This is a genomic window from Kitasatospora sp. NPDC050543, from assembly GCF_044457565.1.
In the GTDB taxonomy this organism is placed as follows: domain Bacteria; phylum Actinomycetota; class Actinomycetes; order Streptomycetales; family Streptomycetaceae; genus Kitasatospora.
The window spans coordinates 17,865-43,929 of sequence record NZ_JBITGZ010000024.1; the positions used below are offsets into that span (position 1 = coordinate 17,865).

Annotated in this window: 21 protein-coding genes; 15 read left to right on the top strand and 6 right to left on the bottom strand. The window is 73.3% G+C overall.

Features of this window, described 5'->3' with window-relative positions; genetic code table 11:
* Positions 1-305: 305 nt before the first annotated feature.
* Complete coding sequence (locus ACIBH3_RS25740) at positions 306-821, bottom strand: MarR family winged helix-turn-helix transcriptional regulator (RefSeq protein ID WP_396314443.1); 516 nt, start codon at positions 819-821, stop codon at positions 306-308.
* Between the two features lie 269 nt (positions 822-1,090).
* Between ACIBH3_RS25740 and ACIBH3_RS25745 the strand changes: the two genes are divergently transcribed.
* Positions 1,091-2,161 carry an alkene reductase gene (locus tag ACIBH3_RS25745; protein WP_396314444.1) on the top strand — a complete coding sequence of 357 codons (1,071 nt, stop codon included), beginning with the start codon at positions 1,091-1,093 and terminating at the stop codon, positions 2,159-2,161.
* Between the two features lie 106 nt (positions 2,162-2,267).
* A complete protein-coding gene (locus ACIBH3_RS25750; RefSeq protein ID WP_396314445.1) occupies positions 2,268-3,176 on the top strand; it encodes a zinc-binding alcohol dehydrogenase family protein in 909 nt (302 codons plus the stop codon).
* Here ACIBH3_RS25750 and ACIBH3_RS25755 read toward each other — a convergent pair.
* The 5 genes from ACIBH3_RS25755 to ACIBH3_RS25775 all read right to left on the bottom strand — a co-directional run bounded on the left by ACIBH3_RS25755 (position 3,160) and on the right by ACIBH3_RS25775 (position 12,267).
* The gene (locus ACIBH3_RS25755) at positions 3,160-3,522 is read right to left on the bottom strand and encodes a hypothetical protein (RefSeq protein WP_396314446.1); all 363 of its coding nucleotides are present in this window, start codon (positions 3,520-3,522) and stop codon (positions 3,160-3,162) included. The genes ACIBH3_RS25750 and ACIBH3_RS25755 overlap by 17 nt on opposite strands.
* Positions 3,523-3,771: 249 nt before the next feature.
* On the bottom strand, positions 3,772-4,227 hold the full coding sequence (locus ACIBH3_RS25760; protein ID WP_396314447.1) for a hypothetical protein: 456 nt from the start codon (positions 4,225-4,227) through the stop codon (positions 3,772-3,774).
* A 57-nt stretch (positions 4,228-4,284) separates the two neighbouring features.
* Positions 4,285-10,593, bottom strand: a complete 6,309-nt coding sequence (locus ACIBH3_RS25765; RefSeq protein WP_396314448.1) for an SDR family NAD(P)-dependent oxidoreductase — start codon at positions 10,591-10,593, stop codon at positions 4,285-4,287.
* Positions 10,594-10,676: 83 nt separating this feature from the next.
* Entirely contained in the window at positions 10,677-11,993 is a 1,317-nt protein-coding gene (locus tag ACIBH3_RS25770) for a beta-ketoacyl synthase N-terminal-like domain-containing protein (protein WP_396314449.1), read from the bottom strand.
* A 64-nt stretch (positions 11,994-12,057) separates the two neighbouring features.
* Positions 12,058-12,267, bottom strand: coding sequence for a DUF5988 family protein (locus ACIBH3_RS25775; RefSeq protein ID WP_396314450.1), 210 nt, complete (start codon positions 12,265-12,267; stop codon positions 12,058-12,060).
* A 384-nt stretch (positions 12,268-12,651) separates the two neighbouring features.
* Between ACIBH3_RS25775 and ACIBH3_RS25780 the strand changes: the two genes are divergently transcribed.
* The 13 genes from ACIBH3_RS25780 to ACIBH3_RS25840 all read left to right on the top strand — a co-directional run bounded on the left by ACIBH3_RS25780 (position 12,652) and on the right by ACIBH3_RS25840 (position 26,020).
* Entirely contained in the window at positions 12,652-13,398 is a 747-nt protein-coding gene (locus tag ACIBH3_RS25780) for an alpha/beta fold hydrolase (protein WP_396314451.1), read from the top strand.
* A 226-nt stretch (positions 13,399-13,624) separates the two neighbouring features.
* Positions 13,625-13,834: a hypothetical protein gene (locus ACIBH3_RS25785; protein ID WP_396314452.1), complete on the top strand. Its 210-nt coding sequence runs from the start codon at positions 13,625-13,627 to the stop codon at positions 13,832-13,834.
* A 392-nt stretch (positions 13,835-14,226) separates the two neighbouring features.
* Positions 14,227-15,456: a M16 family metallopeptidase gene (locus ACIBH3_RS25790; protein WP_396314453.1), complete on the top strand. Its 1,230-nt coding sequence runs from the start codon at positions 14,227-14,229 to the stop codon at positions 15,454-15,456.
* A complete protein-coding gene (locus ACIBH3_RS25795) occupies positions 15,453-16,280 on the top strand; it encodes a GNAT family N-acetyltransferase (protein WP_396314454.1) in 828 nt (275 codons plus the stop codon). The genes ACIBH3_RS25790 and ACIBH3_RS25795 overlap by 4 nt, the downstream gene beginning before the upstream one ends.
* A 58-nt stretch (positions 16,281-16,338) precedes the next feature.
* Positions 16,339-17,421: a hypothetical protein gene (locus ACIBH3_RS25800; RefSeq protein ID WP_396314455.1), complete on the top strand. Its 1,083-nt coding sequence runs from the start codon at positions 16,339-16,341 to the stop codon at positions 17,419-17,421.
* Positions 17,422-17,423: 2 nt separating this feature from the next.
* Complete coding sequence (locus ACIBH3_RS25805) at positions 17,424-18,362, top strand: ABC transporter ATP-binding protein (protein WP_396314533.1); 939 nt, start codon at positions 17,424-17,426, stop codon at positions 18,360-18,362.
* Positions 18,362-19,114, top strand: a complete 753-nt coding sequence (locus ACIBH3_RS25810) for an ABC transporter permease (RefSeq protein WP_396314456.1) — start codon at positions 18,362-18,364, stop codon at positions 19,112-19,114. The genes ACIBH3_RS25805 and ACIBH3_RS25810 overlap by 1 nt, the downstream gene beginning before the upstream one ends.
* Complete coding sequence (locus ACIBH3_RS25815) at positions 19,107-19,934, top strand: hypothetical protein (RefSeq protein ID WP_396314457.1); 828 nt, start codon at positions 19,107-19,109, stop codon at positions 19,932-19,934. Before ACIBH3_RS25810 ends, ACIBH3_RS25815 begins: the two co-directional genes overlap by 8 nt.
* A gap of 105 nt (positions 19,935-20,039) precedes the next feature.
* Positions 20,040-20,735 carry a hypothetical protein gene (locus ACIBH3_RS25820; protein ID WP_396314458.1) on the top strand — a complete coding sequence of 232 codons (696 nt, stop codon included), beginning with the start codon at positions 20,040-20,042 and terminating at the stop codon, positions 20,733-20,735.
* Positions 20,726-21,304, top strand: coding sequence for a histidine phosphatase family protein (locus ACIBH3_RS25825; RefSeq protein ID WP_396314459.1), 579 nt, complete (start codon positions 20,726-20,728; stop codon positions 21,302-21,304). The genes ACIBH3_RS25820 and ACIBH3_RS25825 overlap by 10 nt, the downstream gene beginning before the upstream one ends.
* A gap of 146 nt (positions 21,305-21,450) precedes the next feature.
* A complete protein-coding gene (locus ACIBH3_RS25830) occupies positions 21,451-22,383 on the top strand; it encodes a hypothetical protein (protein WP_396314460.1) in 933 nt (310 codons plus the stop codon).
* Between the two features lie 53 nt (positions 22,384-22,436).
* Positions 22,437-24,503 (top strand): PEP/pyruvate-binding domain-containing protein, encoded by a 2,067-nt coding sequence (locus ACIBH3_RS25835; protein WP_396314461.1) that lies wholly within the window; start codon positions 22,437-22,439, stop codon positions 24,501-24,503.
* Positions 24,503-26,020, top strand: a complete 1,518-nt coding sequence (locus tag ACIBH3_RS25840) for an ARMT1-like domain-containing protein (RefSeq protein WP_396314462.1) — start codon at positions 24,503-24,505, stop codon at positions 26,018-26,020. The genes ACIBH3_RS25835 and ACIBH3_RS25840 overlap by 1 nt, the downstream gene beginning before the upstream one ends.
* Positions 26,021-26,065: the final 45 nt, after the last annotated feature.

Below are 26,065 nucleotides of genomic sequence, written 5' to 3' on the forward strand. Positions count from 1 at the left end.
CGACTCGTTCATGGCCTCGACCACGGCCGGGTTGACCGTGTCGGGCCGGGGCGGATCCGGCCGGGCGGAACGACACCTCCTGCTGCTACGCACTCCAGGGCAAGACCTGGGTGGCCGGCCCCGGCAAGGAGCCCTGGGAGGTCGACGTGGTCAAGGCCGACGCCGACACCCTCGGCAGGAGCGCCGCCGCGCCGGACGCCTGCTGCGGGCCATTCCTGCTGCACGTCGGACGACCAGACCCCCGCCCAGACCCCTGCTGCGGCGAAGGCCGGTCTGTGAAGATCGGTTCACGCCGTGGTGCGCCGTCAGGTTCCGAGCTGTGCGGCGGTGCGGGTGAGTCGCTTCTCGATGTCCTCCAGGGCGCGCAGGACGGAGGCCTGTTCCTCGTCGGTGGTGTCGCCGACGGTGGCGTCTTCGAGCCGGCGCCACAGCTGCTCGACTTCCTCGCGCAGCGCGTGACTGGCGGTGGTGGCCTCGATGAGGGAGGCGCGTTTGTCGTCGGCACAGGGTGAGCGGCGGACGAAGCCGGCGTGTTCAAGGCGTCGGATGGTGCGGGTCATGGTTGCGGCGTCGGAGTCGAGCAGGCGGACGAGGTCGACCTGTCGCTGTGGTCCGAGTTCCCACAGCTGCATCATCACCAGTTCCTGGCCGGGGTGCAGGCCGACGCGGCGCAGGAGGTGTCCGGCGATCATGCGGTGGGTGCGGGCCACCCGGAAGATCGCGTGACTGATGGGTCCTCCGCCGGCGGCCGCGGGCAGGGGGATGGTCGCGTCTGCCGGGGCCGGGGAGTGGCCCTCGCTGCTGGCTGAGGACTCCGTCATGGTCTGACACTCCTGTTCCATGGTGAATATTGCCCGAACAGGATATCCCTTCCCATCCCGAGTCCTCCCGGTCCACTCTTTCGCTTTCTGTGCACACACTGGCCCGACTCTGGCGGATCCCAGGCAACTGTGATGGGCGTCACATCATTTGTGGAATGCCGCCGGAGAGTTTTACTGTTCGAACAAGTAAGTCGGCTGGGTCGCACCAGGGCCCGCCAACAGAGGCCGCCACCGGCCGCTGCAGCACCCACCGTGTGAAGGGCTTGATCATGACCACTGCTTTCGATCCGATCGTCCTGGGCGGCCGCCGCCTGGCCAGCCGCGTCGTGATGGCGCCGATGACCCGCAGCCGCGCCTTCGGACGCAACGCCGAACCGACTGAGCTGATGGCGACGTACTACGCGCAGCGCGCCACCGCCGGCCTGATAGTCACCGAGGGCATCCAGCCCTCGGCGGTCGGCCAGGGCTACCCCGACACCCCCGGGCTGCACACGTCCGGGCAGGTGGCGGCGTGGCGGACGGTGACCGGTGCCGTGCACCGCGAGGGCGGAGTGATCTTCGCGCAGCTGATGCACACCGGCCGGATCGGCCACCCCAGCCTGCTGCCCGAGGGTCTGGCGCCGGTGGGCCCGTCGGCGGTGGCCGCCAAGGGCCAGGTCTTCACCCACGAGGGGCCGAAGGAGTACGTGACGCCGAAGGAGCTGAGCGAGGCGGAGATCCGGCAGACCGTCGACGACTTCGCCGCCGCGGCCCGACGCGCCGTCGAGGCCGGGTTCGACGGCGTGGAGCTCCACGGCGCCAACGGCTACCTGATCCACCAGTTCCTGGCGCCGAACAGCAACCGGCGCACCGACGCCTGGGGCGGAGAGGCCGAGGGCCGGATCCGCTTCGCCGTCGAGGTCGTCACGGCTGTGGCCGAGGCGATCGGCGGCCACCGGGTGGGCCTGCGGATCTCGCCCGGGAACCCGTACAACGACATCGCCGAGGACAACCCGGCCGAGGTGTACGAGGCGCTGCTGGAGCGGATCGCCGGCCTGGACCTGGCCTACCTGCACCTGTTGGAGGGCCCGGACCGTGACCTGACCAACCGGCTGCGCAAGGCCTGGCCCGGCACGTTCGTCCTCAACCCCTTCACCCACCCCGAGGTCACAGGTCCCGAGGCGCTGGAGCTGATCCAGGACGGAGCTGCGGACATGGTCGCCTACGGTGCGCTGTTCCTGGCCAACCCCGACCTGCCGGCCCGGCTGGCGGCCGGCGGCCCGTTCAACACGCCGGACCCGGCCACCTTCTACGGCGGCGACCACCGCGGCTACACCGACTACCCCACCCTCACCGCCTGACCGCGGCCCGGGCTTCACGGCCTGCCGCCGGGATGTCCCGCTCCCGTCACGCCACTCTTGTGATGCAGCTCACCTCTTACCCGTGTCTCCCCCTCTTGGAGTTCCGATGTCCAACGCGATCACCTATTCGAGCTACGGCGGCCCGGACGTGCTCACCCTGACCGAGGTCGACGCCCCCGAGCCGGGCCCGGGCCAGGTCCGGATCAACGTCCGGGCAGCCTCCGTCAACCCGATCGACTTGAAGGTCCGCTCGGGCAAGATGGCCGGCGCCCGCCCGGCGCAGTTCCCGGTACGGCCGGGCCTGGACGTGGCCGGCGTCGTCGACCGGGCCGGCGAGGGCGCGACCGCCTCGGTCGGCGACGAGGTCTTCGGCGTCGCCCTGGGTGGCGGCTACAGCGAGTACGCGCTGCTGCAGCAGCCAGTGCCGAAGCCGACGGAGGTCTCCTTCGAAACGGCCGCCGCCCTGGTGACGGTGGGTGAGACCGCCCACCGTGGCCTGCACCAGCTGGGCGTGGCGGCGGGCGAGACCCTGCTGATCCACGGTGGGGGCGGATCCGTCGGCACGATCGCGGTCCAGCTCGCCGTCGCCCGTGGCATCGCCGTCGTCGCCACCGCCGGCGAGCACGACCTCGAGCGGCTCACCGCGCTCGGCGCCACCGCCGTCCGGTACGGCGAGGGCTGGTTGGAGCGGGTGAAGACGGCCGCGCCGCAGGGCGTGGACCGCATCTTCGACACCTCCGGAGCGGGCGTGCTCGCCGACTCCGTCGCGCTGACCGGCGATGCGGCCCGGGTGATCACCATCGCCGACCTGACCGCCGCCCAGCACGGGGTCCGCTTCAGCACCGGCGGCCCCACCGACCACCTCGAGCAGGCGCTGCCGGAGCTGGCCACACTCGCCGCCGCCGGCAAGCTCGACCTCCCGATCGGCGCGAGCTACCCGCTGGCCGAGGCCGCTCGCGCCCACGCCGATATCGAGGCCCGCCGTGTCCGGGGCAAGGTCATCCTCCTGCCCTGACCCGAGACCGCCGTCCCACCCGCGGCTCGGGCAGGCCGCGGGCGACCACGAACTCGGCGCCCTCGTCGCCGAACACGACGACCGGCAGGGTGCCAGGGTCGGGCCGGTCGTCCATCCGCCACAGGGCGTACCGGGAGCCGGAGAAGTTGGCCTGCGCGAAGGGGGTGAGGCGGTCCGGCAAGGCGCGGTCGGCGACCCAGCCAGCCGCCGGCGCGGTGGTGTCGCCGGGGGTGGTCAGCTCGAAGCCGTCGGCGAGGAACGCGCCCGGGACGCTGTCCTGCAGGGCCCGCAGCTGCTCCAGCTCCGGGACCGGGGTGTGCGGGTGGGGCCACGGGTGGGGGAACACGGCGCCGGCCTATGTAGCGCCGCCGACGGCCCGGCCTGGCCCGGGTTCCCGCTGGTACCCGGCCGGCACCCCACCGACCGTCAGGAGACCCCAGACCCCCGTGACGTTCCCTGTCGACCCGGTGGCCGCCCGCCGCCGGGGCCGCGCAGCGCGCAGCACCCCGCCGGACAGGTCCGGCGGGGTGCTGGGCCGAGTGGGGCATTGCCGTTCATGGACTCCTTCGGGCAGTCGCAGCGGCCGTGGTCCGCGTCAGGTCGTGCAGGCGGAGACCAGTACGCCCGGCGTGCCAGGAACGAGCGTTTCCGTCACGGGGCCCAGGGGGTAGCTGACCGAGCCTCCGCCGGTGGTCGTACCCGAGACCGATCCGGAGAGGGTGAGGGTGATGGGCTGGAGGCTGGTCACGCTGACCGCGACTCCCGTCCCGCCGTTGGGGCAGAGCGTCGGCAGGAGCAGCACCAGGGGCTGCGGGCCGTGATTCACGGTGGCGGTCGCGGTGAGCGACACGCTGGTCAGCGGCGGGGTCGTCACACACGCGGTGTCGACGCAGGCGGTGACCGGGACCTGCGGGACCGGCACCGGGCCGACGCTCAGGCTGACCGAGTGGGAGGCGGCGAAGGCCGCCGTCGGCGCCGCGAGCGGGAGGGCGGCGAGCGTCAGGCTCGTGGCCGCCAGGGCGACTCGGTTGGCCAGTCGGGAGAGGGTCATGTCCTTTTCCTTCCGGTTGATGTGCTTCCGTGCGGGCCGGCGGGTCTCACCGGCGGTTCAGGGGGCGGTTTCGGCGCGCAGATCGAGGTTCATCTGCTCGGCGATGCCGGTGGCGAGGTCCGCGAGGGTCGGGTGTCTGCTCACGAAGTCGTGGACGAGCCTGACGCCGAGGTCCGATTCGAGGCGGGTCCGCAGCTCGATCCTGAGCAGTGAGTCGAACCCGAGCGCCTTCAGCGGCGTCTGGGGGTCCAGGGTGGCGCCCTCGAACTGGAGGACGGCGCGGACGTGATCGGCCAGGTACGCCTCCAACGCGGTCCTGCGGGCCAGGGCGGAACCGATGGACCGGAGGGTGGCGTGGATGTCGCGGGCGCCGCTCTGCTCCTGCACCGGCGCGCCGGTGGTGAGAAGGGCGAAGAGGGAGGAGTGCCGGCCGGCCGGTGGGATCCAGCTGTCGGGTTCGCCGGGGATGAAGCCGGTGCGTACCCGGCCGTGGGTCAGCAGGCTGGCGAGGGCCCGCAGGCCGACCTCCGTGGCGATGGTCCGGTAGCCGCGGGCGGCGAAGTCGGTGGCCAGGCCGGTCTCGCCCCACGGACCCCAGTTGACGGCGAGGGTGCGCAGGCCGCTCGCGCTGCGCCAGGTGGCGAACGCGTCGAGCCAGGCGTTGGCGGCGGCGTAGGCGCCCTGGCCGGGGTTGCCGAGCAGGGAGGCCATCGACGAGTGGACGACGAACCAGTCGAGGGCCAGTCCCGAGGCCGCTTCGTGCAGGCGCCACGCGCCGGTGACCTTGGGGTGCCAGACACGGCGGAGCTGGTCGTCGGTGATGTTGGTGATCGCGGCGTCGTCGAGGACCATCGCGGCGTGCACCACGCCGCGCAGGGGCAGGCCGTCGGCTGCGGCGACGGCCAGGAGTCGTTCGGCGGTGCCGGGTTCGGCGATGTCGCCGAGCACGACCGTGATCCGGGCGCCGTCCCGGCGCAGCCTGGTGAGCACCTGCTCGGTCCGCGGGGACGGTGGTGTCCGGCCGTTGAGAACGAGGTGGCGCGCGCCCTGCCGGGCCAGCCAGCCGGCGGTCGCCAGGCCGACGCCGCGCAGGCCGCCGGTGACCAGGTAGGCGCCGTCCGCCCGGACCTGCGGTGGCGGTTCGCGCAGCACGGCGGTGGTGGCGCCGTCGTCGGGAACGGTGAGCACGAGCTTGCCGGTGTGGCCTGCACCGGCCATGAGGCGGAACGCGTCGGTGGCCCGTTCGAGCGGGTAGGTCCGGCAGGGCAGCGGGGTGAGCCGGCCCTCGGCGAACTCGGCGAGGACCTCCCGCAGCACGGTGGCGAAGGTTCTCGGGCGGCTCTGCTGCAGCTCGATGAGGTCGACCGCGCTCATGGTGATGTTGTGCCGCAGCGGTGCGAGGCCGAGCGGGGTGTCGGCGAGAATGTCGCGGACTCCGAGTTCCACGAACCGGCCGAACGGTCGCAGGCTCTCCAGCCCGGCTCGGATGGCCCGGCCGGACAGCGAGTTCAGCACCACGTCGACACCCTGCCCCGCGGTGGCGGCCCTGGCCTGCCCGGCGAAGTCCAGCGACCGGGAGTCCATGACGTGCCGGATCCCCAGGTCGCGCAGGTACTCCCGTTTGGCCTCGCTGCCCGCGGTGGCGAGCACTTCACCGCCGAGCAGCCGCGCGACCGCGATCGCGGCCAGACCCGTCCCGCCCGTGGCGCTGTGGATCAGGACCCGCTCGCCCTCGGCGAGCCGGGCGACGTGGCGCAGGGCGTACCAGGCGGTGAGGAACGCCGTGGGGATGCCCGCCGCGGGGCAGAGGTCGGTACCTGCGGGGACGGGGGCGACGGCGGCGGCGGGCACCGTGGTGAACGACGCGAAGGTACCGCCGCGCAGGTCGACGGCGAGCACCCGGTCTCCGGTGCGGACGTGGTCGACACCCGGTCCGACAGCGGTGACGACGCCCGCGCATTCGAAGCCTATTCGGTACCCGGCGTCCTCGTCGGTGGAGAGCAGACCCATCGTGGTGAGCACGTCGCGGAAGTTCACCCCGGCCGCCTGGACGCGCAGTTCGACTTCCCCCTGGCCGGGTGCGCGCCGCGCGGCCGCGACGAGTTCGAGGGAGTCGAGGTCGCCGAGGCGCCCGGCCCGAAGCCGGAACCGGTCGGTGCCGTACCGGACCGCACGGGTGGTCGCCGCCGCGCGTTCGCCGTCCGTGAGCGGCCGGTGGACCAGCCGGGCGACGCTCCGGACACCCCCGCGGACGGCGACCTCGTCCTCGGGAGCCCACGCCAGGAGCTCCCGCGAGACCGCGCGCAGGCCGTCGTCGTCCGGATCGGCGTCCACCAGGGTGGCCCGCAGCCCGGGGTGTTCGTACGTCAGGACGCGGACCAGGCCGCGCAGGGCGCTGTGGCCGGGATCGGCCGGCCGGCCGGGTTCCAGGCTCTGGGCGGCGCGGGTGACCGCGTACAGGCGCGGGGGCTCGCTCTGGGCGGCGGCGGCCTGGGCGATGGCGAGCAGCTGCCGGGTACGCCGTAGGGCGGCGGGGTCGCAGTCGTTCTGCGACGCGGGGGGCGCGCAGAGCAGTACGACCGCCCGTGGCGGCGATTTAGGGGCGGCCCAGCGACGGGTGAGGGTGTCCCTGAGCTGGGCCAGGGTGAGGGGCGCCGCGGGCGCCTCCAGCACATCGACGCTCGCTCGCTCGGCGCGCAGGGCGTCGGCCAGGACGGCGGGGGAGCTGCCCGGTTCCGCGATGACGAGCCAGTTCCCGGCGGGGCCCGGGGCGTTCGTCCCCTGCCGAGGGGCGGGCTGCCAGCTGGTTTCGAGGAACCACCGGTCGACGTCCGGGCGCTCGGCACCGCCCTTGCGCAGGAAGTGGACGGCCTCGGCGTCGACCACGGGCCGCCCCGCCTCGTCCACCAGCAGCACATCTCCGGTGATGCCCGTGGTGTCGCTCCTGCGGATGCGCGCGTGGCCGTACCGGGCGGTTCCGGGATCACCGAGGAGCCGCAGGCGGCGGATGCTCCCCGGCAGGACGAGGCCGCTGTCCGGTTCCTCGATCAGGCAGGCCACCACGAGTTGTGCGCACAGGTCGAGAAGGACGGGATGGGCCAGCAGGCGGTGCCGGGCCGGGTGCGCCTCGGGCGGCGTCGTGACGCGGGCCCAGAAGCTGTCCCGCTCGGGTGTGGTGTGCAGGGCGGTGATCCCGGTGAACGCCGGCCCGTGCTCCAGCCCGCGGGCCCGCAGGCTCGCGTACAGCGCGGCAGGGTCGAGTGCGACCGGGTGCCGTGCGGCCAGTTCGGCCACGGGCACGGCCGCCGGGACCGCTGCGGCTGCCGTGCGGCGCAGCACCGCGCTGGCCTGCCGTACCCAGGCACCGTCGGGGCCGCGCCCGAAGATGTCGAGGTCGGCGCGGTCGGGGGCGACCAGGGTGGCGGTGGTGCTCGTCGGTGTGCGGTCGGCCAGGGTCATCAGCTCGTGGAAGGCGATGTCGGTGGCCTCGGCGTGGTGCGGCCCGGCTGGGAAGACCTCGCGGGCGGCGGTCAGGGCCAGTGCGCAGTACGCCGCGCCGGGCAGGACGGGAGCGCCCTGGACGCGGTGGTCGGCCAGCCAGGGCAGTGCGCCGGTGCCGGTGTCGCCCTGCCAGCAGTGGCGCGGTTGGGCGCCGGGTATCTCGGTGTGGGCGCCCGGCAGGGTGGTGTCCGTGGCACGGGGGATCGGGGCGGTGGGCGGCACGGTGTCGACCCAGTGGCGCCGGCGGTCGAAGGTGAGCGGGGGCGCGTCGGTCAGGCCGGCGTCGGCGTAGAGCGCGGCCCAGTCGACGCTGACGCCGGCGCAGTGCAGCGCGGCGAGCTGGGTTCTGAAGGTGGTCGGCTCGTGCTGCTCGCGCCGCAGGGTGGGGAGCACGACGGGATCGGGCAGCAGGCCGGTCAGGGTCCGGCTGACGGCGCGGGTCACCACGGGCTGGGGGGAGATCTCCACGAAGACCTGGTGGCGGTCGGCCGCCAGGGCGGCGACGGCGGCCGTGAAGCGTACGGGGCGGCGCAGGTTGGCGCACCAGTAGGCGGCGTCGAAGAGCGGGGTCTCACGCGGGTCGTCCAGGACCGTCGAGTAGAACGGAAGGGCGGGCTGGCTCGGGGTGAGGTCGGCGAGGGCGGCGGCGAGCTCCGGCAGCAGCGGCTCCACCTGGGGACAGTGCGAGGCGACGTCCACGGCGATCAGGTGCGCGCTCACGCCCCGTGCCCGCCAGGCCGCGACCAGCCGCCGCACCTCGCGCGGGACCCCGGCGACCACCGTCGAGCCGGGCGCCGCCAGGACGGCTGTGCAGACGGACCCGGTGGCGTTCGCGGCGGCGAGCTCGGCCTCCACCGCCGCGGCGTCGAGGTCCACGGTCGCCATGGCGCCGGCTCCGCTGATCCTGGACATCAGGACGGACCTGCGGCAGATCACCTTGACGCCGTCGGCCAGGGAGAGCGCCCCGGCACAGACGGCGGCCGCGACCTCGCCCATCGAGTGGCCGACGACGGCGGCGGGTTCGACGCCATGGGCACGCCAGGTGGCGGCCAGCGCGATCTGCAGGGCGAACAGCAGCGGCTGCACCCGCCCCGACGCCCTCACCCGGCCGTCGGCGTGCATCAGTTCGAGCACGCTGAAGTCGCCCTCGGCGGCGATCAGTTCGTCGACCTCCGCGAGGGCCGAGGCGAAAGCCGGCTCATGGCGCAGCAGCTCACGTCCCATGCCCGGCCACTGAGAGCCCTGCCCGGAGAACACCCACACCGGGCGGCGGCTGATCCCGGCGCCCACCGAGCCGGTGACCACGCCGGGGTGCGCGCGTCCGGCTTCGAATGAGCGCAGCCCGTGGATCAGCTCCCGGTGGGAGGAGGCCACCACGCCGAGGCGGCCGCGCCCGGCCGAGCGGCGCAGGGCGAGAGTGTGCGCGACGTCGCGCAGCGGCGCTGCGGCTCCTTCGCCCTCCAGCCAGTCGGCGAGCCGCCGGGCGGCGGCGGGTAGCGCGCCCCGGGAGCCGGCCGGGACGACGAAGACCTCGGGCGGGGCTTCGCCGCGCCGGTTCGGAGCCGGCCGCCTGCCGGGGGCGGTGGGAGCCTGCTCCAGGATCACGTGCGCGTTGGTCCCGGAGAACCCGAAGGACGAGACGGCGGCCAGCCGCACCGGTGTCCTGGTGGGCCAGCCGGTGAGGCGGGTGGGTACGAACAGTCGCGTTCCCGTCGGCGCTATCGCCTGGTTCCAGCGGGTGAAGTGCAGGTTGGGCGGAATCAGCCCGTGCTGGAGGCAGAGCACCGCCTTGATCAGACCGACGACTCCGGCGGCCGGCTCCAGGTGGCCGATGTTCGTCTTGACCGAACCGAGGGCGCAGCGGCCCTGGCCCATGCCGTAGACCGCGGAGAGGCTTTCGAACTCCACCGGGTCCCCGACCGGTGTGCCCGTCCCGTGCGCCTCGATCATGCCGATCTCGCGGGGATCGGTTCCGGCCCGGGCGAGCGCCATCTTGAACACGGCCTGCTGCGCGAGGGCGGACGGCGCGGCCAGCGAGTCGGAGCGCCCGTCCTGGTTGACCGCCGACCCGCGTACGATCGCGAGGATGCGATCGCCGTCGCGCAGCGCGTCGGACAACCGCTTGAGGACGACGACGCCACAGCCCTCGCCGCGTACGAAACCGTCCGCACCGGCGTCGAAGGTGCGGCAGCGCCCGGTGGCCGAGAGCATGCCCATCCTGGCGAACGACCTGGTCGTCCTGGAGCGGAGCATGAGGGTGACGCCGCCGGCCAGTGCGAGGTCGCACTCCTGGTCGCGAAGGGCCTGGCAGGCCAGGTGGAGTGCCACCAGTGAGGAGGAGCACGCGGTGTCCAGGGCGACGCAGGGGCCGTGCAGCCCGAGCAGGTAGGAGACGCGGCCCGCGGCCACGCAGTGACCGTTCGTCAGGACCGAGCCCTCCAGTTCCCTGGGCTGCCCGGCGAGGGCGTCCATGTAGTCGCTGTAGCTCAGGCCGGCGAAGAGCCCGGTCGGGGTCCCGGCCAACCGGTCGGGAGGAAGCCCGGCGTGTTCCAGCGCCTCCCAGGCCACCTCCAGCAGTAGCCGGTGCTGCGGGTCGAGAACGTCGGCCTCCTTGCCGGAGACGCCGAAGAAGTCGGCGTCGAAGCCGGACACATCCCGCAGATAGCCGCCCGGTGACGGCAGCTCGCCGCTCGTGCCGCCCGACAGCTGCGCGCGCCCGGCGGGCGGCTCGCCGACCGCGTCGCGCGCCTCGACGAGCAGCCGCCACAGCGAGGCGGGCGAGTCCACGTCACCCGGAAGCCGGCACCCCATGCCGACGACGGCGATGTGCCGATCGTCGTACCTCGGTTCGTGTTCGTTCCGCACGGCAGAGTCCTCCTCGTCGGTCGGGGTCGGTCCGGATGAGCGGACGGCAGGGAGCGCGCGGCGGGAGGTGCCCGGCTCTGCGGTCAGACGGCGTCCGGGCTGCTCAGCAGGATGGCGCTCTTGACGCCCCCGATCTGGTAGTTGCAGCTCAGCGCGTAGTCGAAGTCCAGGGGCCGGGTGCGGATGCCGGGAACGGGGTCGAAGCTGAGGTTGTCGGCGGGCTCCTCGCAGTTCGCGGTGGGGCACACCTCGCCGTTCTGGATCATGAGCAGGGTCAGGGCGACCCCGACGGCGCCCGCCGGAGCGCCGTTGTGGCCGAAGCACGCCTCCTGGGAGGTCATCAGGAGCTCGGGCGAGGCGGATCCGTACAGCTCTCTGGCGGCGTTCGACTCGAAGGCGGTCACCACCACGTCACCGTCGCTGCCGCCGTGGATGTAGGGGACCTGGGCGATCTCCCACCGTTCCCCGAGGCAGGTGCGTATCGCGGCGACCAGCGAGGAGCCGCTCTCGTCACTCGCCAGCGGGTTCGACAGGCCGTCACGGGTCATGGCGTGGGCGAGAACCTGGCCGTACACGTGCGCTCCACGCCGCTCCGCGCGCTCCCGGCTCTCCAGCACCAGGGTCGCCGAGCCCTCGCCGTGGTTCACGCAGTCCGCGCGGCGGTCGTAGGGCCGCATCAGACGGTCGAACGACGGCAGGAGGTCGGGCATGCCGTCCACCCGGATCGCGTCATAGCTTCGCTGGGCGCCGTGCAGCAGACGCTGGACGTTGCGGATCACCTCGATCCCGAAGACGTCCACGCCGGTGACGATGGCCAGGTCGACCTCACCCCCGGCGATCATGCGCCGGGCGTTGCCGATCTGTACGGCGGAGGAGGAGCAGCCGCACGACACGGTGAAGCAGGGGCCGGTCGTACGCGTCAGGGCTCCCTGGACCAGGGCGACATCGGAGGGCGTGAGGCCCTGCTGGCCCCTGACGAACAGTTCCATCGCCTGCTGGGGTGTCGTCGTCTCGACGTCGGCGTTGAGAACCGCCAGGTAGCAGGCGACGTTGGCGTCGATTCCGCCGCGGCCGGCCAGGATCGCCGCGTGGGCCGCGTCCCCGGCGCGGATGTTCACTCCCGCGTCGGCACAGGCCTCGGCCATGGACACCAGCGCGAAGCGGTGCGCGTCGGTGTAGTGCCGGGAGAAGATCCCCGGGACGTCCGGGAGGAGTTCGTCGAACATCGCCGACGGGAGGTTCACGGCGCCGTAGTAGACGCCGTGGTGTTCCAGGTGCGTACGGCCGTTGGAGGCCACGGCCCACAGCTCCGCGGCGGTCAACACCGGCCGGCTGCCACCGGGAAGGCAGAATCCCATGCCAGTGACCACCACGTCCCGTGCGGTCGGAAGGTTGGCCATCGGTGCTCACCTCTTCGCCAGTCGCGGTCCGCCGGACCGGTCGGATGAAGGACGGGGCCGCCGGCTACTCGGCGACGAACGTGCGGTGCGACCAGCGATAGACCGGCATCGGTCCCAGCCCGATGTCGACGTATTCCTGGGTGAACTCGAAATGCTCGTACCCGTTGCCGTGGAGGATCTTCACCGGCTCTTCGGCGCCGCCTGTGGGTGAGCCCCACACGTGCGGGATATCGGCCGGGCATCCCCTCAGGAGGACGAGAATCGAACAGGGCATGATCCCCACTCCAGCCTAATGATGGGCCGTTCCTACCAGCTGACAATATCTGTGCAAGAACCTCCCTTGAAAGGGCGCAAGTATGTATTGAAGAGTGGAGTAGTGCGCCGGGCGCGAATAATGGCGGATAGGACTCTCCTGGCCTGCTCGGACTGTGAAACACGCCCTGCGTCAAGGGGGGAGGAATGGACTTTGCCAATAGGATTATATGCTCATGAATATGCCGAGTTGACGGGGGCGTCGGGGTGCAAAACCTGCCCGTCAAAGTCACATTCTCATATGGTCGGATTGTTAAGCCGACGCGCCGTGAGGACTGGAATCTCCCGCAGGGGGAGGTTCTACGTTCGGACCGGCAGTACAGCCGAGATTCCGAAAGGGTCGATCATGACGACATTTCTGCTGGTCCCCGGGCTCTTCATGGGCGGTTGGGCCTGGGACGCCGTGGCCGCCGAGCTGACGGCGCGCGGACACCGGGCGATCGCGCTGACCCTCCCGGGGCTCGGCGAGCGCGCCGACGAGGACGCCGCGGCGATCGGCCTCGCCGAGCACACGGACGCGGTGAGCGATGCACTCGCCGCCCAGGAGACGGGGGTGGTGCTGGTGGCGCACAGCTACGGCAGCTTCCCCGCCCTCGCGGCCGCCGACCGTCAGCCCGAGAAGGTCGAGCGGGTGGTGTTCGTGGACACCGGCTTCCCCGAGTCCGGCGAGGCGGTGACCACGTCCATGCCGCACCTCGCGGAGCTGGCCGATGGCCACGTGGTGCCGGTCCCGTCCGGGATCGACGCCGTCCACGGTGTGCCGGACGACGAGCTGGCGCGCCACCGCCGCCTGGCCACCCCGCACCCCGTCCGGACCGTCACCGAACCGATCGAGCTGACCGGCGACTGGCGCACGATCCCCACCACGGGCGTCTTCTGCCTCGCTAACGGTCTGAGCCTGGAGGTCGCCCGAGCTCTCCACGGGAGCGGTGACCCTCGGTTCGCCAAGCTCGCCGAGCCGGGGGTCACCTACTTCGAGCTGAACACCGGCCACTACCCGATGCTTTCCGCGCCGCACGAGCTGACCGACGCCCTGGTGCGGGCGTCGGCGGGCGAGGGCCTGGACCTCTGGGGGAAGAAGGTTGGGAGCTAGCCAGTAGCGGACCAACCCGTGAACCCGGCGCGGCCGGGGCGGCCCCGGATCACGGTAGGGGCCGCCCCGGCCGCGCCCGCGTTCCGCAGCACGTCGCAGGCCGCACGCAGCCGCGCTTGACCACTGGCGGGGGAGGGGATTGTTCCGGCCGTGCACCGTTCCCCCTGGTGGCCGAGGTCCACGGCTGTGGGACGCTTCGCCTCAACGCTCTCGTGAAGACTGTTGCGTGGCGGGCGATGTGTGCCGCGTCGGTGCGATAGAGGTCGTCGTGTCCGGCGGCGATGTGCTCGGCGAACGCGGCGGTGCCGGCGTCGGCTTGCTCGTGCATGTGGCGGACCAGGTGTTCCAAGCGGTCCCGGGCCGCGTCGGCCAGCGCTTCCTCGTTCATCCGCCTTGGTGCTGTCATGAAGACTCCTTCTGGTTCCGCCCGGGTTGACGGACGGCGCGGTTCGCGGCGAGCAGGGGCAGGGCGTCGATGGCGCCGGGGATCGGCTCGCCGTAGACCTGGCCGGGCTGGCGGTGCACCGACGCGCTTTCTGCAGGCAGTTCCCCATGGTTTCCGCCTGCCGTTCCTCATGGTGAGCCACGGACCGGCGGTGATTGCATGGTGCTCGGCGGACGAGCCTCGCACGGTTCTCCCCGCCGGCCGAATGCCGCTCCCCTCAGGAAAGGAGGTGCCCCGTGATCCGCAACCACAAGATGACGCTGCGTCCGCGCCTGGACAAGATCCGCGTCCGCCCGGGCAAGTGATGACACAGGGGCCCGCGGATGAATTCCGCGGGCCCCTGTTCCGCCCGGCCGGGCCAGAGCACAGGTGGGAAGAGGATGATGACGAGGGAATTGAACGAGACGAGCGGAATTCCGTGCCTGTTCGACACCGAACACAGCCGCCGCACCACGGGGCTGTGCCTGGCGATCGGCTACGGCGGGCGGCATGATCCGGCGGGCCTGGAGGGCTCCGCCCATCTCCTGGAGCACCTGCTCATGTCCGTGCCGCTCTCGGGCGGGCGGTCCCTCTCCGAGCGGATCGAGGCTCTCGGTGGACAGTGCAACGCCTCCACCGGGCCGGAGTCCCTGCTGTTCTTCGCCGAGGTCCTGAACGAGGACGCTCCCGCGGTCGCCCGGTGGATGGCGGACGCCGTCCTGAGACCCGAACTCTCCACCGAACTCCTCGCCTCGGAGCGGCGGGTCGTGCTCCAGGAGCTCGCCGCCGCGGCGGCGGACCCCAGCGACACGGTCCAGGACCTGTTCATGGCCGAGCTGTTCGCCGGCCACCCGCTGGCGCGCCCGTGCGGTGGCACGGTGGACAGCGTCGGCGAGGCGACGGTGGCCGGGCTACGGGACATCCACGCGCACGCGACCACGACGCGGCCGCTGGCCTTCGCCGCCTCCGGTGGTGCCGACCCGGCGGCCCTGCGGCAGTCCGTCGCCTCGTCCGCCCTCGCCGCCGTGGACACCCCCGCACCGCCCGCCACCCCGCCGCAGACGTCGCGTCCACCGATGACCGGCACCCACCACACCCCGGACCGGTGGCCCGACCGCTTCTGCTGGTTCGTCGCCGGTGCCCGGGGCCCGGCCGTCGACGACGAGCGCCGGTACGCCTACACCGTCCTGGCCCACCTGCTCGGTGCGAGCCCGGTGTCCGTGCTCTACCGCCGTCTTCGAGGGGAACACGCACTCGCGTACGCGTTCCGGTCGTGGTCGCGCAGCTACAGCGACGCCGGCGCCTGGCGCATGATGGCCGGCAGCGAACCCGACAACGCCCCGCGGATCGTGGACGTGCTGCGCGAGGAGCTGGCGCGCGTCGCCGGCGGCCGGCTGAACGGTGAGGACGTCGAGGCGGCGCGCCGCCAGGCCGTCATGGAGGTCGTGCGCGAGGCGCAGGACCCGCTCGAACACGCCCTCACCCTCGCCAACCGACGGTGCGTCCAAGGCGATCCCTGGGACCCCGAGCACGAGATACGGACGATCCGCCGGACCTCCGCCGCCCAACTCGCCGCCGCGGCGGCCGAGATCGCGGACTCGCTCGTCGTCGTGGTGGACCGGGAGCAGGCGTGACGTCCTTCACCGTGTCCGCGGGCTTCCTCCGGAGCGCGCGTGCGGCGGGACTGCTGCGGACGGTCGCCGGTGCCGAGTGCGTCTACGGCGCCTTCCGCGAACCGCTGACGGGCGAACTCCGCTGCCTGGTCGAACACGCCGAGCCACGGCTGCTGCGCGACCTGTCGCCGCTGCTGGATTTGGTCCGGGAGGAGATCCCCGGCTGCGCGGCGGTGCTCGCGCGCACCCTGCCGCGGCAGGACGTCGACCGGCGGCTGCGCCCATTCCTCACCTACCTGCGCCGCGCCGGCCGAGCCGGCGACGGGGCCGCACCGCGCGACGACCGCCGTACCGACGGGGAGATCCGGGTCACCGGGATCACCGACGAGTGCGCCGAACGCGTCGCCGAGTGGCTGGCCCGGGCCTTCGTCGACGGCACGGCCGACCACGGAGCGGCCTGTGAACCGGCCGCCGCCCGGGACATGGCACGTCAGACCCTGGACGACCCGGCGTGCCGCACGTTCGTCGCCTGGCTGGGCCCCGTGCCCGTGGGCCACGCCACCGTGAACCGGGAGGCGTTCGACGATCCCAGTGGCGTCGACTTCGTCGACCTCCTGGACGTCCTGGTGGAACCCGGGGCCCGACACACCGGAGCCGGCCGACGGCTCGTGCGGGCGTGCGCGGAGCTGGCCGACGCCGCCGGCCTCCCGCTCGTCGGCAACGTCGTCCACCCCGCGTCCCCCGAAGGCCTCCTGCGCAGCGAGGGCGTCGTCGCCGACCTGCGGAGCCGCGGCTGGGAACCGGCGTTCGCGTACCGGTACCTGCCCATCGTTCCCGTCGTCTGAACCCTGCCTCGGGGCTGGGGAGGCCGACCGCCCGTTCACTTGTTCTCGAAGGATGATCATGTTTGCCGAAGGTCGTTCCGCCCCCGTCACGGTGGGCCTCTTCCGCCGCGTCCTCGACGTGGGCACCGACGAACCTCTCAGGGACGTCGTTCGCGCGGCGCGCACGTGGCGCGGACACGTCGCGCCGCTCGTGCTGTCGGCGGCGGAGGCCGAGGGGATCGCCCTGGGCACGGGCTCCGGGGACGAGCTGCGCCGCATGGGCGCCCGGGTGGAGGACTACCGCCGGCTCGCCGACCGGCTGACCGGCGCGGTACCCGGCGCCCGGGTGCTCAAGGGCCCGGCGCTCGGCCGCCACTGGCCGGCCGCGCTGCTGCGTCCCTGCGGGGACCTCGACGTCTGCGTGCCCGACGCGGCCGCGCTGTGGCGGGCCGTGCGCGAGGTGGCCGCCCTCAGGCCGCTGCACGACCTCGACGTCACCGTGCTGCGGCACGGCGACGTCCTGCACTGGGTGGTGGTGCTCCGCTGGCAGGCCGAGGACCCGGTGCTGGACGTCGACCACCGCATCGAGTTGGCGACCTTCGCCTACCCGGGCCACCCCGGCGTCGTCGACATCCGTACCGAGCCGCCCGGTGACCAGGCGGTGGCCGACCTGCTCGCGCTCGCCGAGGAACGCTTCGACCGGCCGTTCGGCCCCAAGGACCTCCTGGACCTCGCGTTCGTCCTGCGCGCCGCGGACTGCCCTCCCCTGCCCGAACTGGCCTTCGCCGCCGAGCTGTTCCGGCTCGCCCCGGAGCTGCGCGAGCTCGCCGAGCGCGTGCGCGGCGTCGCGGACCTCACGTGCCCGGCCAACGAGCGCCTCCTGGCCCTGCTGGAGGGCCCGGCGGAGCGCGAGCGGGCCGCGCGGGCCGCGCAGAGCCTTCCGGACGCCGAACTCCCCCTGCATGGGTTCCGGCTCACCGAGACCGTCCACGTCCGCCGTTCGGACACCGTGGAGTTCGTCGGCTTCGACGGCGGCACGGTCCTGCGGTGCCCCGTCGGGGACTTCCTGCTCGTCGACTCGGACCGGGTGGACCCCGACGTGCACGACGCGGCGCTCGCCGCCGTCGGCACGCCGGAGGACGTCGAGCGGAGCACACCGTGAACATGGTCGAGGTCGAACACGTGAGCCGCCGCTTCCGGACCGGCGGCAACCGCTGGACGGACGCGCTGACGAACGTCTCCTTGTCGGTGGCGGCCGGCGAGGTCGTCGGACTCCTCGGGCCGAACGGTGCCGGCAAAACGACGCTGTCCCGCATCCTCACCACGCTCCTGCTGCCGAGCGACGGCCGGGCGCGCGTGGCCGGGTACGACGTCGTTCGCGACGCGGCGGCGGCCCGGGAGCGCATCGGGCTGGTCCTCGGCGGTGAGCGCGGCCTCTACGGACGGCTCACGGCACGGCAGAACCTGCGCTACTGGGCGGCGCTGCGGGGCGTCTCCGGTCGGGAGGGCCGCCGTCGGGCCGACGAGTTGCTCGAACGGCTGGGCCTGTCGGCCCGGGCGGACGAGCGGGCCCAGACGTACTCCCGGGGCATGGTCCAGCGCCTGCACCTGGCCCGCGCGATGATCAGCTCACCGCCCCTGCTGATCATGGACGAGCCGACCAGCGGAATGGACCCGCACGCCGCGCAGGGCTTCCGCGCCCTGGTGGCCGAGCTCCGGGCGGGCGGCACCACGATCATGCTCGCGACGCACGACATGCAGGAGGCCCAGGAGCTCTGCTCCCGGGTCGCCATGATCGATCGTGGGCGGATCCTGCGCCAGGACTCCACCCGCGCTCTCCTGGCCGACGTCGGGGTCTCCCGCGTGGTCACCGCGGTGGGCGCCGGTCCGGCCGCGGTGGCGGCCGTGGCCGCGATCCGCGGCGCCTGCACGGGCGCCGGCTCCCTCGACGGCCGGCTGACCGTCGAGGCCGCCGACACCGTGGTGGCCGGCGCCGTCGTCAGGACGCTCGGCGCGCACGGCGTGCACGAGGTGTCGGTGGGGGCGCCGACGCTGGCGCAGGTGTACCGGGCCGTCATCGAGGACCGGGAGTTCACCGTCTGATGGCGTCGTTCGTCCGCCTCCAGTGGCTCCTGCTGATCCGGTCACCCCGGCTGTTGGCGACCCTGGTCGTCCTCCCCCTGTACGCACTGGTCCTCTTCGGGACCGTCCGGGCCCACCCTTCCCCCGAACTCGCGGCCACCGTCACGCTCGGCGTGTTCCTGATGTCCATGTGGTCGCAGGCGATGTTCGTGGCGGCCGAGGTGGTGGGCGACGACCGGTGGGACGGAACGCTGGAGCCCTCCCTGCTCACACCGCGGGCCTACGTGCTCTCCCTGGTGATCAGGGTCCTCACGACCACCGCCCTGAGCGTGCCGGCGCTGTTCGAGGTGATGGCCATCGGACGGTTCGGCTACGGCCTGCACGTCACGGTGCACCACCCGCTGGTCGCGGCCGTCACCGTCGTGCTGCTGGTCGTCGGGACCAGCGGGTCGGCCCTGCTGGTCAGCGGGCTGATGGTGGTGGCGCCGGGAAGCCGGTCGTTCCAGAACGCGCTGACCTATCCCTTCTACATCCTGGGCGGTCTCATCCTTCCCGTCACCTCGCTCCCGGAGCCCGTCTCCTGGCTCTCCCGGCTGTTCTTCCTGTCCTGGGGGACCGACCTGCTGCGCGCCGCCTTCGCCGGTGGCCCCCTACGGACCGGCGGCCTCCTCGTCCTCCTCGCGCTGTCAGCCGCGCAGCTGGCGTTGGGGGTGGCGCTGCTCGGACGGGCTCTCGCCCGTGCCCGCGACGGGAGGGCGAGGCTCTATGCCTAGGTTCGCAACGATCGCGGCGGGGCACGGCCGCGGCCGCCCGACCGTCCTGCTCCGCCAGGCCGGCTACGGCCTGCTGAGCAGCTACCAGGACTACCGCGCGCAGCACACCTGGTGGTCGTGGCTCTTCGGCTGGCTGGTGCGCCTGGTGTGCCAGGTCCTGTTCTTCTCCATGGTGGGGCGGCTGGTCGGGTCGCCGGAGCTCCAGCGCTCCATCGCGGTCGGCAACGCCGTGCTGCTGGGGCCGCTGTGCGCCCTCGGGGTGGTGTCGTCGAGTGTCGGCGAGCGCCGCGGCGGCACGCTTCCGTTCCTGCTGCTGAGCATCGGGGGACCGTTTCCGGCGCTGGCCGCACGCGGTCTCTACTGGGCGGTCGACGGTGCGCTCACCTCGTGCATCGCCCTGTTCGCGCTGCCCGCTCTGGTGGGCCTGTCGCTGTCCCCGGCGGCGGCGTGCTGGTGCGCGGCGCTCATCGTGCTGACCGCGCTCAGCGGCTACGCCCTGGCCCTCGGCCTGGCGGGCGTCAGTCTGCGCTGGCCGGAGAGCCGGATGTACCTCACGGCCGGCACGACCATCCTCCTCATGGCCCTGACGGGGGTCAACGCACCGTCCCCGGAGACCGGCGCGGCGGGCACGCTGGCCGGCCTGCTCCCGGCCACCCACGGCCTCGGGGCCGTGCGGGCGGTGATCGCGACCGGGAACCTGCCCGCCGGGCAGGTCCTGGGGGAGTGCCTGGTGCTCGTGGGCTGGGGCGCGGTGGGCGTCCTGGCGCTGACCACGTCCCTCCGCCACCAGGTCCGCACGGGATCACTGGACCTGGGCTGACCCGAGCTGACCCGAGCTGGCCTGGGTGGCCCCACCTGCCCCGCGGCTGACCGTGCCCACCACGGCCGCCCGCCCCCGTCGAACCGATCGGAAAGCGAGAACCCCATGTTTCCCAGGCGCGTGGTCGCCCTGACCGGACCGCCCGGATCGGGCAAGTCCACCCAGGCGCGGCGGCTGGCCCGCACGCTCGGCCGGGACGGCCACCCCGCGCTGCTGGCCTCGGTGCCGGCGCTCTTCCGCGGCTCGGGACCGGTGTGGCCCCTGGTGACCCCGGAAGAGGCCGCCGAGATCCGCCGGCTGCGGGACGAGGCCGAATCCCTCGCCTCGAAGGGCCATCTGATGCCGTGCGGACTGGACCGGATCCTCGTCGCGGCGATCCGGAGGGCCACACCCGGCACTCCGGTGATCCTGGACGGCGCGCCCCGGGGCCTCGACCAGTCGCGGATCCTCCTCGCGGGCCTGCCGGACCTCCGGGACCTCACCATCGTCCACCTGCGCCTGCCCGGCGACCCGGTGCCGGCGTCCTTCGCGCGCCAGATGGCCAGAGAGAGGGCCAGGACCGGGGAGGCGCCCGGTCCGGACGTCGAGCAGCGCCTGCTCGCCAAGGCCCGTACCTACGTGACCGACACGGTGGCCGGCCTGGTGGAAGCCCGACGGGCGGGCGTCCGGATCGTCGACCTCGACGCGACGCCTCCCGAGGACACGGTCGAGGCGCGGATCCGCCTGCGTGTCGGGCTCCCGTCCGCCGAGCGGATCACCGCCGGCACCCGGACACCGCTGGGGGCCACGCCATGGAACTGATCGTCGTCCGGCACGGCCGGACCGACGCCAACGCCCGACGACGGCTCCCGGTCTCCGGCGGGATCCCGCTGGACGACGTGGGACGCGAGCAGGTGCGCCGGACCGCCGAGCGGCTCCTCGACGAGGCGCCCCGCGTGTCGGCCGTCTACACCAGCGACGCCGCCCGCGCCCGGCAGAGCGCCGCCCTCCTGCGCCGTGCCCTCTGCCCCGAGCTGCCGGTCATGGCCGACCTGCGGCTGCGCGAGATCGACTGGGGTGCGCTGCGCGGAGGTCGGACCGATGCCGGGGCCGAGGGCGGGGAAACGGCCCTCGCGCGGTGGGCGCGTGACCCGACGGTCCGACTTCCCGGCGGCGAGAGCCTGTTGGACGTCCGGGCGCGCGTCCGGGACTTCCTCCGCGCCGTTCCCGCCACGGCAGGGGACGGAGCCGTCCTCGTGGTGTCGCACGCGGTCACCCTGACCGTGCTCACGGCCGAGGTCGCGCGGTGGCCCCTGCTGGATACCTGGCACGCCCACCGTGCCCACCTGGGGACCGGGCAGTACCGGCGCCTCGTCCCGGCCGCCCCCTGACACCCCGTCTCCCGCTGTCTCCCCCCTCTCCCCCTCTCCTCCCGATCGGCCCCGGCACGTCGCCACGCCCGATCCGTTCCCGGCGCCTTCCCCGGCCGCCTGGCTGCTTTCCATCCCACCACGCGACCCTTCGAAGGAGTCCCCCTTTGCGTTCCACGACTCTCGCCCCACTCGTCGACCAGGGAGTGCTCGACGACGTCCTCGACCGACTGGGCTTCATCCACGCCAACGACCACTGCCGTCGCAACTGCACGCACTGCCCCGCCTTCGGCGACACCACACCCGTCGTCATGATGCCCTTCGCCGCTCTGCGGGCCCTGGTCGCCGACGTCGGCGAGGCGTACCGCCTGCGGAACCGTGCCCCGTCCCGCAGCATCGCCTCCTGGCGGATCAGCGATCCGCTCGACTACCACGTCCGGGACGGCTCCGGCACCCGGACGACCTTCGACGTCGCCCGGCTGTGGCGCGAGCACCTCGGCCAGGGCCTGTACCTCGTGACCAACGGCAGTGAGGGCAAGCGCTTCGCCCGGACGGCGCTCCAGCGGATCGGCGCCGAACCCGAGGTCGTCTCCCAGGTCAAGCTGACCGTCACGCCCTGCGACCAGGGCTGGGGGAGCGAACGCCACCTGGCCGGCATCGCCGAGGACATCAGGGTCCTCGCTCCGCTCTGGGACCTGGGTTCGACCCGGATCGAGGACCCCGACGGGCTGCGGTTCCGCATCAACCTCAAGGCCACCCGCGGCCGCCGCGAGGAGGCGTGGGAGTTCACGGCGAAGGCGCTTGCGCTGGCCGGCCTGTCCCGGGGCGACATCGACAAGGCGCTTGGCGACCCCCGGCGGATCAGCGCCAAGGACGTCTACGACCTGGGATCGCAACTGGGCGACAGCCCGGTCCCGGAGGCCGTCAGTATCAAATCCTCGGACGGCACCCGCTTCAAGCCGACGCAGGAGGAACGCTCCCAGCACCAGTTCGGGATCTACCCCGACGGATCGGTGCGGCTCATCGACATGTACGCGTTCCGGGTGCACCCGGCCACCGGCCCCTCCGGCGCACCGCTGAGGGTCGCACTGCCCGGCTGACCGGGACGGTCGGACGCGAGCGCGCATCACCACCACCGACGAGGAGGAAACCCTTGACCAGCGAATGGATCGTCCCGCTCCACGAGGCCGACCAGCACGGCCCGTCGCACGTCGGCCACAAGGCCCGGGCCCTGGCGCGGCTGCGCCGGTGCGACGTCCCCGTCCCGGACGGCGTCTGCCTGACCTCGGCCTGGTTCGGGGACGTCATGCGGCTGACCGCCCTGGGCGGAGTCGTCACCGAACAGCTCAGCACGGTGCGGGCCGTCCCGACCGGGACGGGTCGATCGCTCGAACTCATCCGCCGGGCCGTCCTGGCGACGGAGTGGCCCGAGGAGGCGACGGCCCTCGTGGTCGCGGCCGTCGAGCCGCTGCTCGCCGACGGGCCGGTGGTGGTGCGGTCGTCCGTCCCGGCGGAGGACGGCACGGACCGGTCGTTCGCCGGCGTCTTCCACTCCGAGGGGCCGCTGGAATCGGTCGATGAGGTCCTGACCGCCCTTCGGCGGTGCTGGGCGGCCCTGTGGACGGCACGGTCCTACGCGTACACCCGGGGCGACCTGCCGCGCGAGTACGCGGCCTTCGTCCAGCGGTGGGCCGAGCCGCGGATCCACGGCGTGACGTTCACCCGGGACCCGCTGGGTCGCGTCCCGGGCCCGGTCGCCGAGGCCTCCTGGGGCAGCAGCGACACCACCGAGGGCACGGGCGCGGCCATCCGGGTCACCACGACCGACGAGCAGGGCGGGCCGGCCGCGCCTCACCTGCCGGCGGAGCTCCGGGCCCGGCTGTCCGGGCTCTCCACGCTCGCCGAGGACCTCTTCGGGCACGCGCTGGACATCGAGTGGGTCTGGAACGCCGCGGGCCTGCACGTCCTCCAGGCCCGCCCGATCACCGGCGCGGGCGGCCCGGCCCTCCCCCCGGCCGACCGGTGGTGGCCGGACGCCCGCGTCGCCGAGCTCTACGACGTCGACCTGGGCAATCTCCGCCGTCGGTTGGAGAACGGGCTGCAGAAGCACATCTGGCTGCGCCGCCAGTGCGAGGCCGCCGGCGTGGAGACGTACCGCGAGGCCTACGCCGTCTACCGCGCGGAGAGCGCGGAGCGCGTCGCCGAAGGGCTGCGCTCCCATCTGCGCACCGAGTTCGTCCAGGTCAACTGGAGTGCCCGGGGAACCGACCAGGTCGTTCCCCTCGACCGGCTCGGGGAGGCGCTCGCGGCCGGGCACGCGCGCAACCCGCTGTCCGATCCGGCGTTCAGCGCCGTGCACCTGGGCGAGATCGTTCCGGCCGAGGCCTCCGGGTTCTCGACCGTCCTCTCCGACGGCACCGTCATCGTCGAGGCCTTCCCCGCCGGCCTCCCCGGGATCAAGGAGGGCTCGTTGGTCCCCTCGGTCTTCACCGTGGACGAGCGGGGCGCCGTGCACCGCCGCAACGTCGCCGTGTTCAACCGGCGGTGCACCATCCGGCCCGGGGACGGCTGGTGGTGGCACCCGCAGTCCACGGCCCCCTACGCCTTCGACCGCTCGGACCGGGAGATCCGTGACGTCGCGCGCACCACCCGGGCGATGTGCGGCGCCCTGGGGGAAGCCCGGCTGGAGTGGTACAGCCGGGCGGAACACGCCATGGTCCGGGACGTCAGCCTGGAAGGCCGCCGCCTGCACCCGCTGGGCGCCGGACCGGATGCCGGGCACGTCATCGCGAGCGGATCCGTGATCGGCACCGCCCTCGTCGTGCCCGACATCGCCGCGCTCGACGACCTGGCCCGTGCGTGGGACGTGAGCGTCGTCGGCTTCGGCTCCGACAACACCGCGATCATGGCGGACGACGCCATCACCGCGACGGTCGCCGCCGCCCGCGCCACCGACGCCCCGGTCATCGTGGCCGAGTACCCCTCGGCCGGCCTCATCCCCCTGGTCGACGTGGCGAGCGGCTTCGTGTTCGAACGCGGGAACCTGCTCTGCCACACGGCCATCGTCCTGCGCGAGCGCGGGGTGCCCGCCGTCGTCCTCCCGCGCGCCAGGGAGCTGCTGCGGGACGGACAGTCGGTGCAGATCTCCCCGGCCGGCGTCACCGTCGCCGGCTCCGGCTCCGGCTCCGGCTCCGGCTCCGGCACGGGAGTCTCCCGGTAATGGGGCGGACCTGGGCGGACGTGCCGCCCCCGACCGCCCAACAGCCCTTCGGTCGACCGCAGTTGCACCGGGCCGGCCTCCACCCCCTCGACCTGGGGGACTCGCGTCAGCTCGCCCGACTGCTGTGCGACGACTCGGCGCGGGACGGGGGGAGCCATCCCCTGTCCCGCCCCGACTTCGCTCCCGACGGCTTCACCGTCGCGGAGCGGATCGCCGGGAGCGTCCCGCTGGACGCCGGTGAGGAGGACTTCGAAGCCTGGATGGCGCGGAGCGTCGCGGGGAAGGTGCGAGGGGCCCTCCCCGGCACGGATCCGGCCGCGACGGCCGCCATCGCCGAGTTCTGCGCCGGTGAGGCGCTGCGGCTGCTGGAGCACCGGTACGGCGGCGAGCGAGTGGCGGACGGTCTGTGGAACCAGGAGCTGACCTCGGTGGTCGACCGCGTGATCGCGCACTGCGCCCTCGGCGACGCGCGCGCTCCGCTGGCGACGCACGCCGGCTACGCCGCCCTGGGGCGTCGGGTGTCCCTCGCCCTCGCCCCGCGCGTCGTCGAGCACTGCCGCGGGGACGTGGCCCGGCTGCTCCGCTTCAGCCTCGCGGCGGGCCTGCTCGGCGCCGAGCGGAAGCTGCGGGTTCCCCGGCCGGGGCTCGCCTTGGACCTGCGGCCGGACGAGGACCCGGAAGCCGCGGCAGCCCGACTGTGGTCCGCCTTCGCCGAACGGGCCGAACGCGTCCCGGTCGTGGACGACACCCCGTCCTTCCTGGGGGAGGTGCTGGACCGCCCGACCCGGCTGGTGTGGTTCTTCGACGACTGCCCGGAGACCGCCTTCGACCTGCTGGCGCTCAGCCGGCTGGCCGAGCTGAACCCCCGTCTTCGCATCACGATGGTGCCGAAGTCCCTGCCCTGCTACACCGACGCCGACACCGGGTACGTGCGCCGGCTCCTGGCGTCCCCCGCCATGCACCGGCTCGGGGTCACCGCGAACCTGGCTCCGGCGACGCTGTGTCGCTCCGGCCCGGCGATGGCGACCGCCAACCTCCGCAAACTGTCCCCCGACCTGGCGGCCCGCCTCGCCGCGGCCGACTGCGTGTTCGTGAAGGGCACGAGCATCCATGAGATGTTCCAGGGCGGCCTCAGCCGACCGATGTACACCGGATTCACCCTGGTGAGCGGCTTCAACGAGAGCGCGATGGGCATCGACGCGGCGGAGGCCCCGCTGATGCTCCTCCGTACGGGCGCGGGCCAGTACGCGAGTTGGGGGTTCGAGGGCCGCGCGCGCCGCAGGGCGTCCTTCGCCGGCCCCCGGACGGTGCGACTGTGCTGGGACACCCTCGCGGATCGACTGCGCCGTGGTGGCGCCGACCGGGAGACCCTGCGCGCCGAGCTGCTGCGGCTCGACCGGATCGCCCCGCAGGTGGCACCGCGAACCCGGCACGCGTTGGACGCGGAGCGAGCCCTGGTGCGCCGAGCACTGACCGGATACCGGAGCCCGGCGGGCAACGGGGCACACCGCTCGTGACCCGCCCTCGGCACCGCATCGAACCCCCCGACGCCAGTCCCAGGA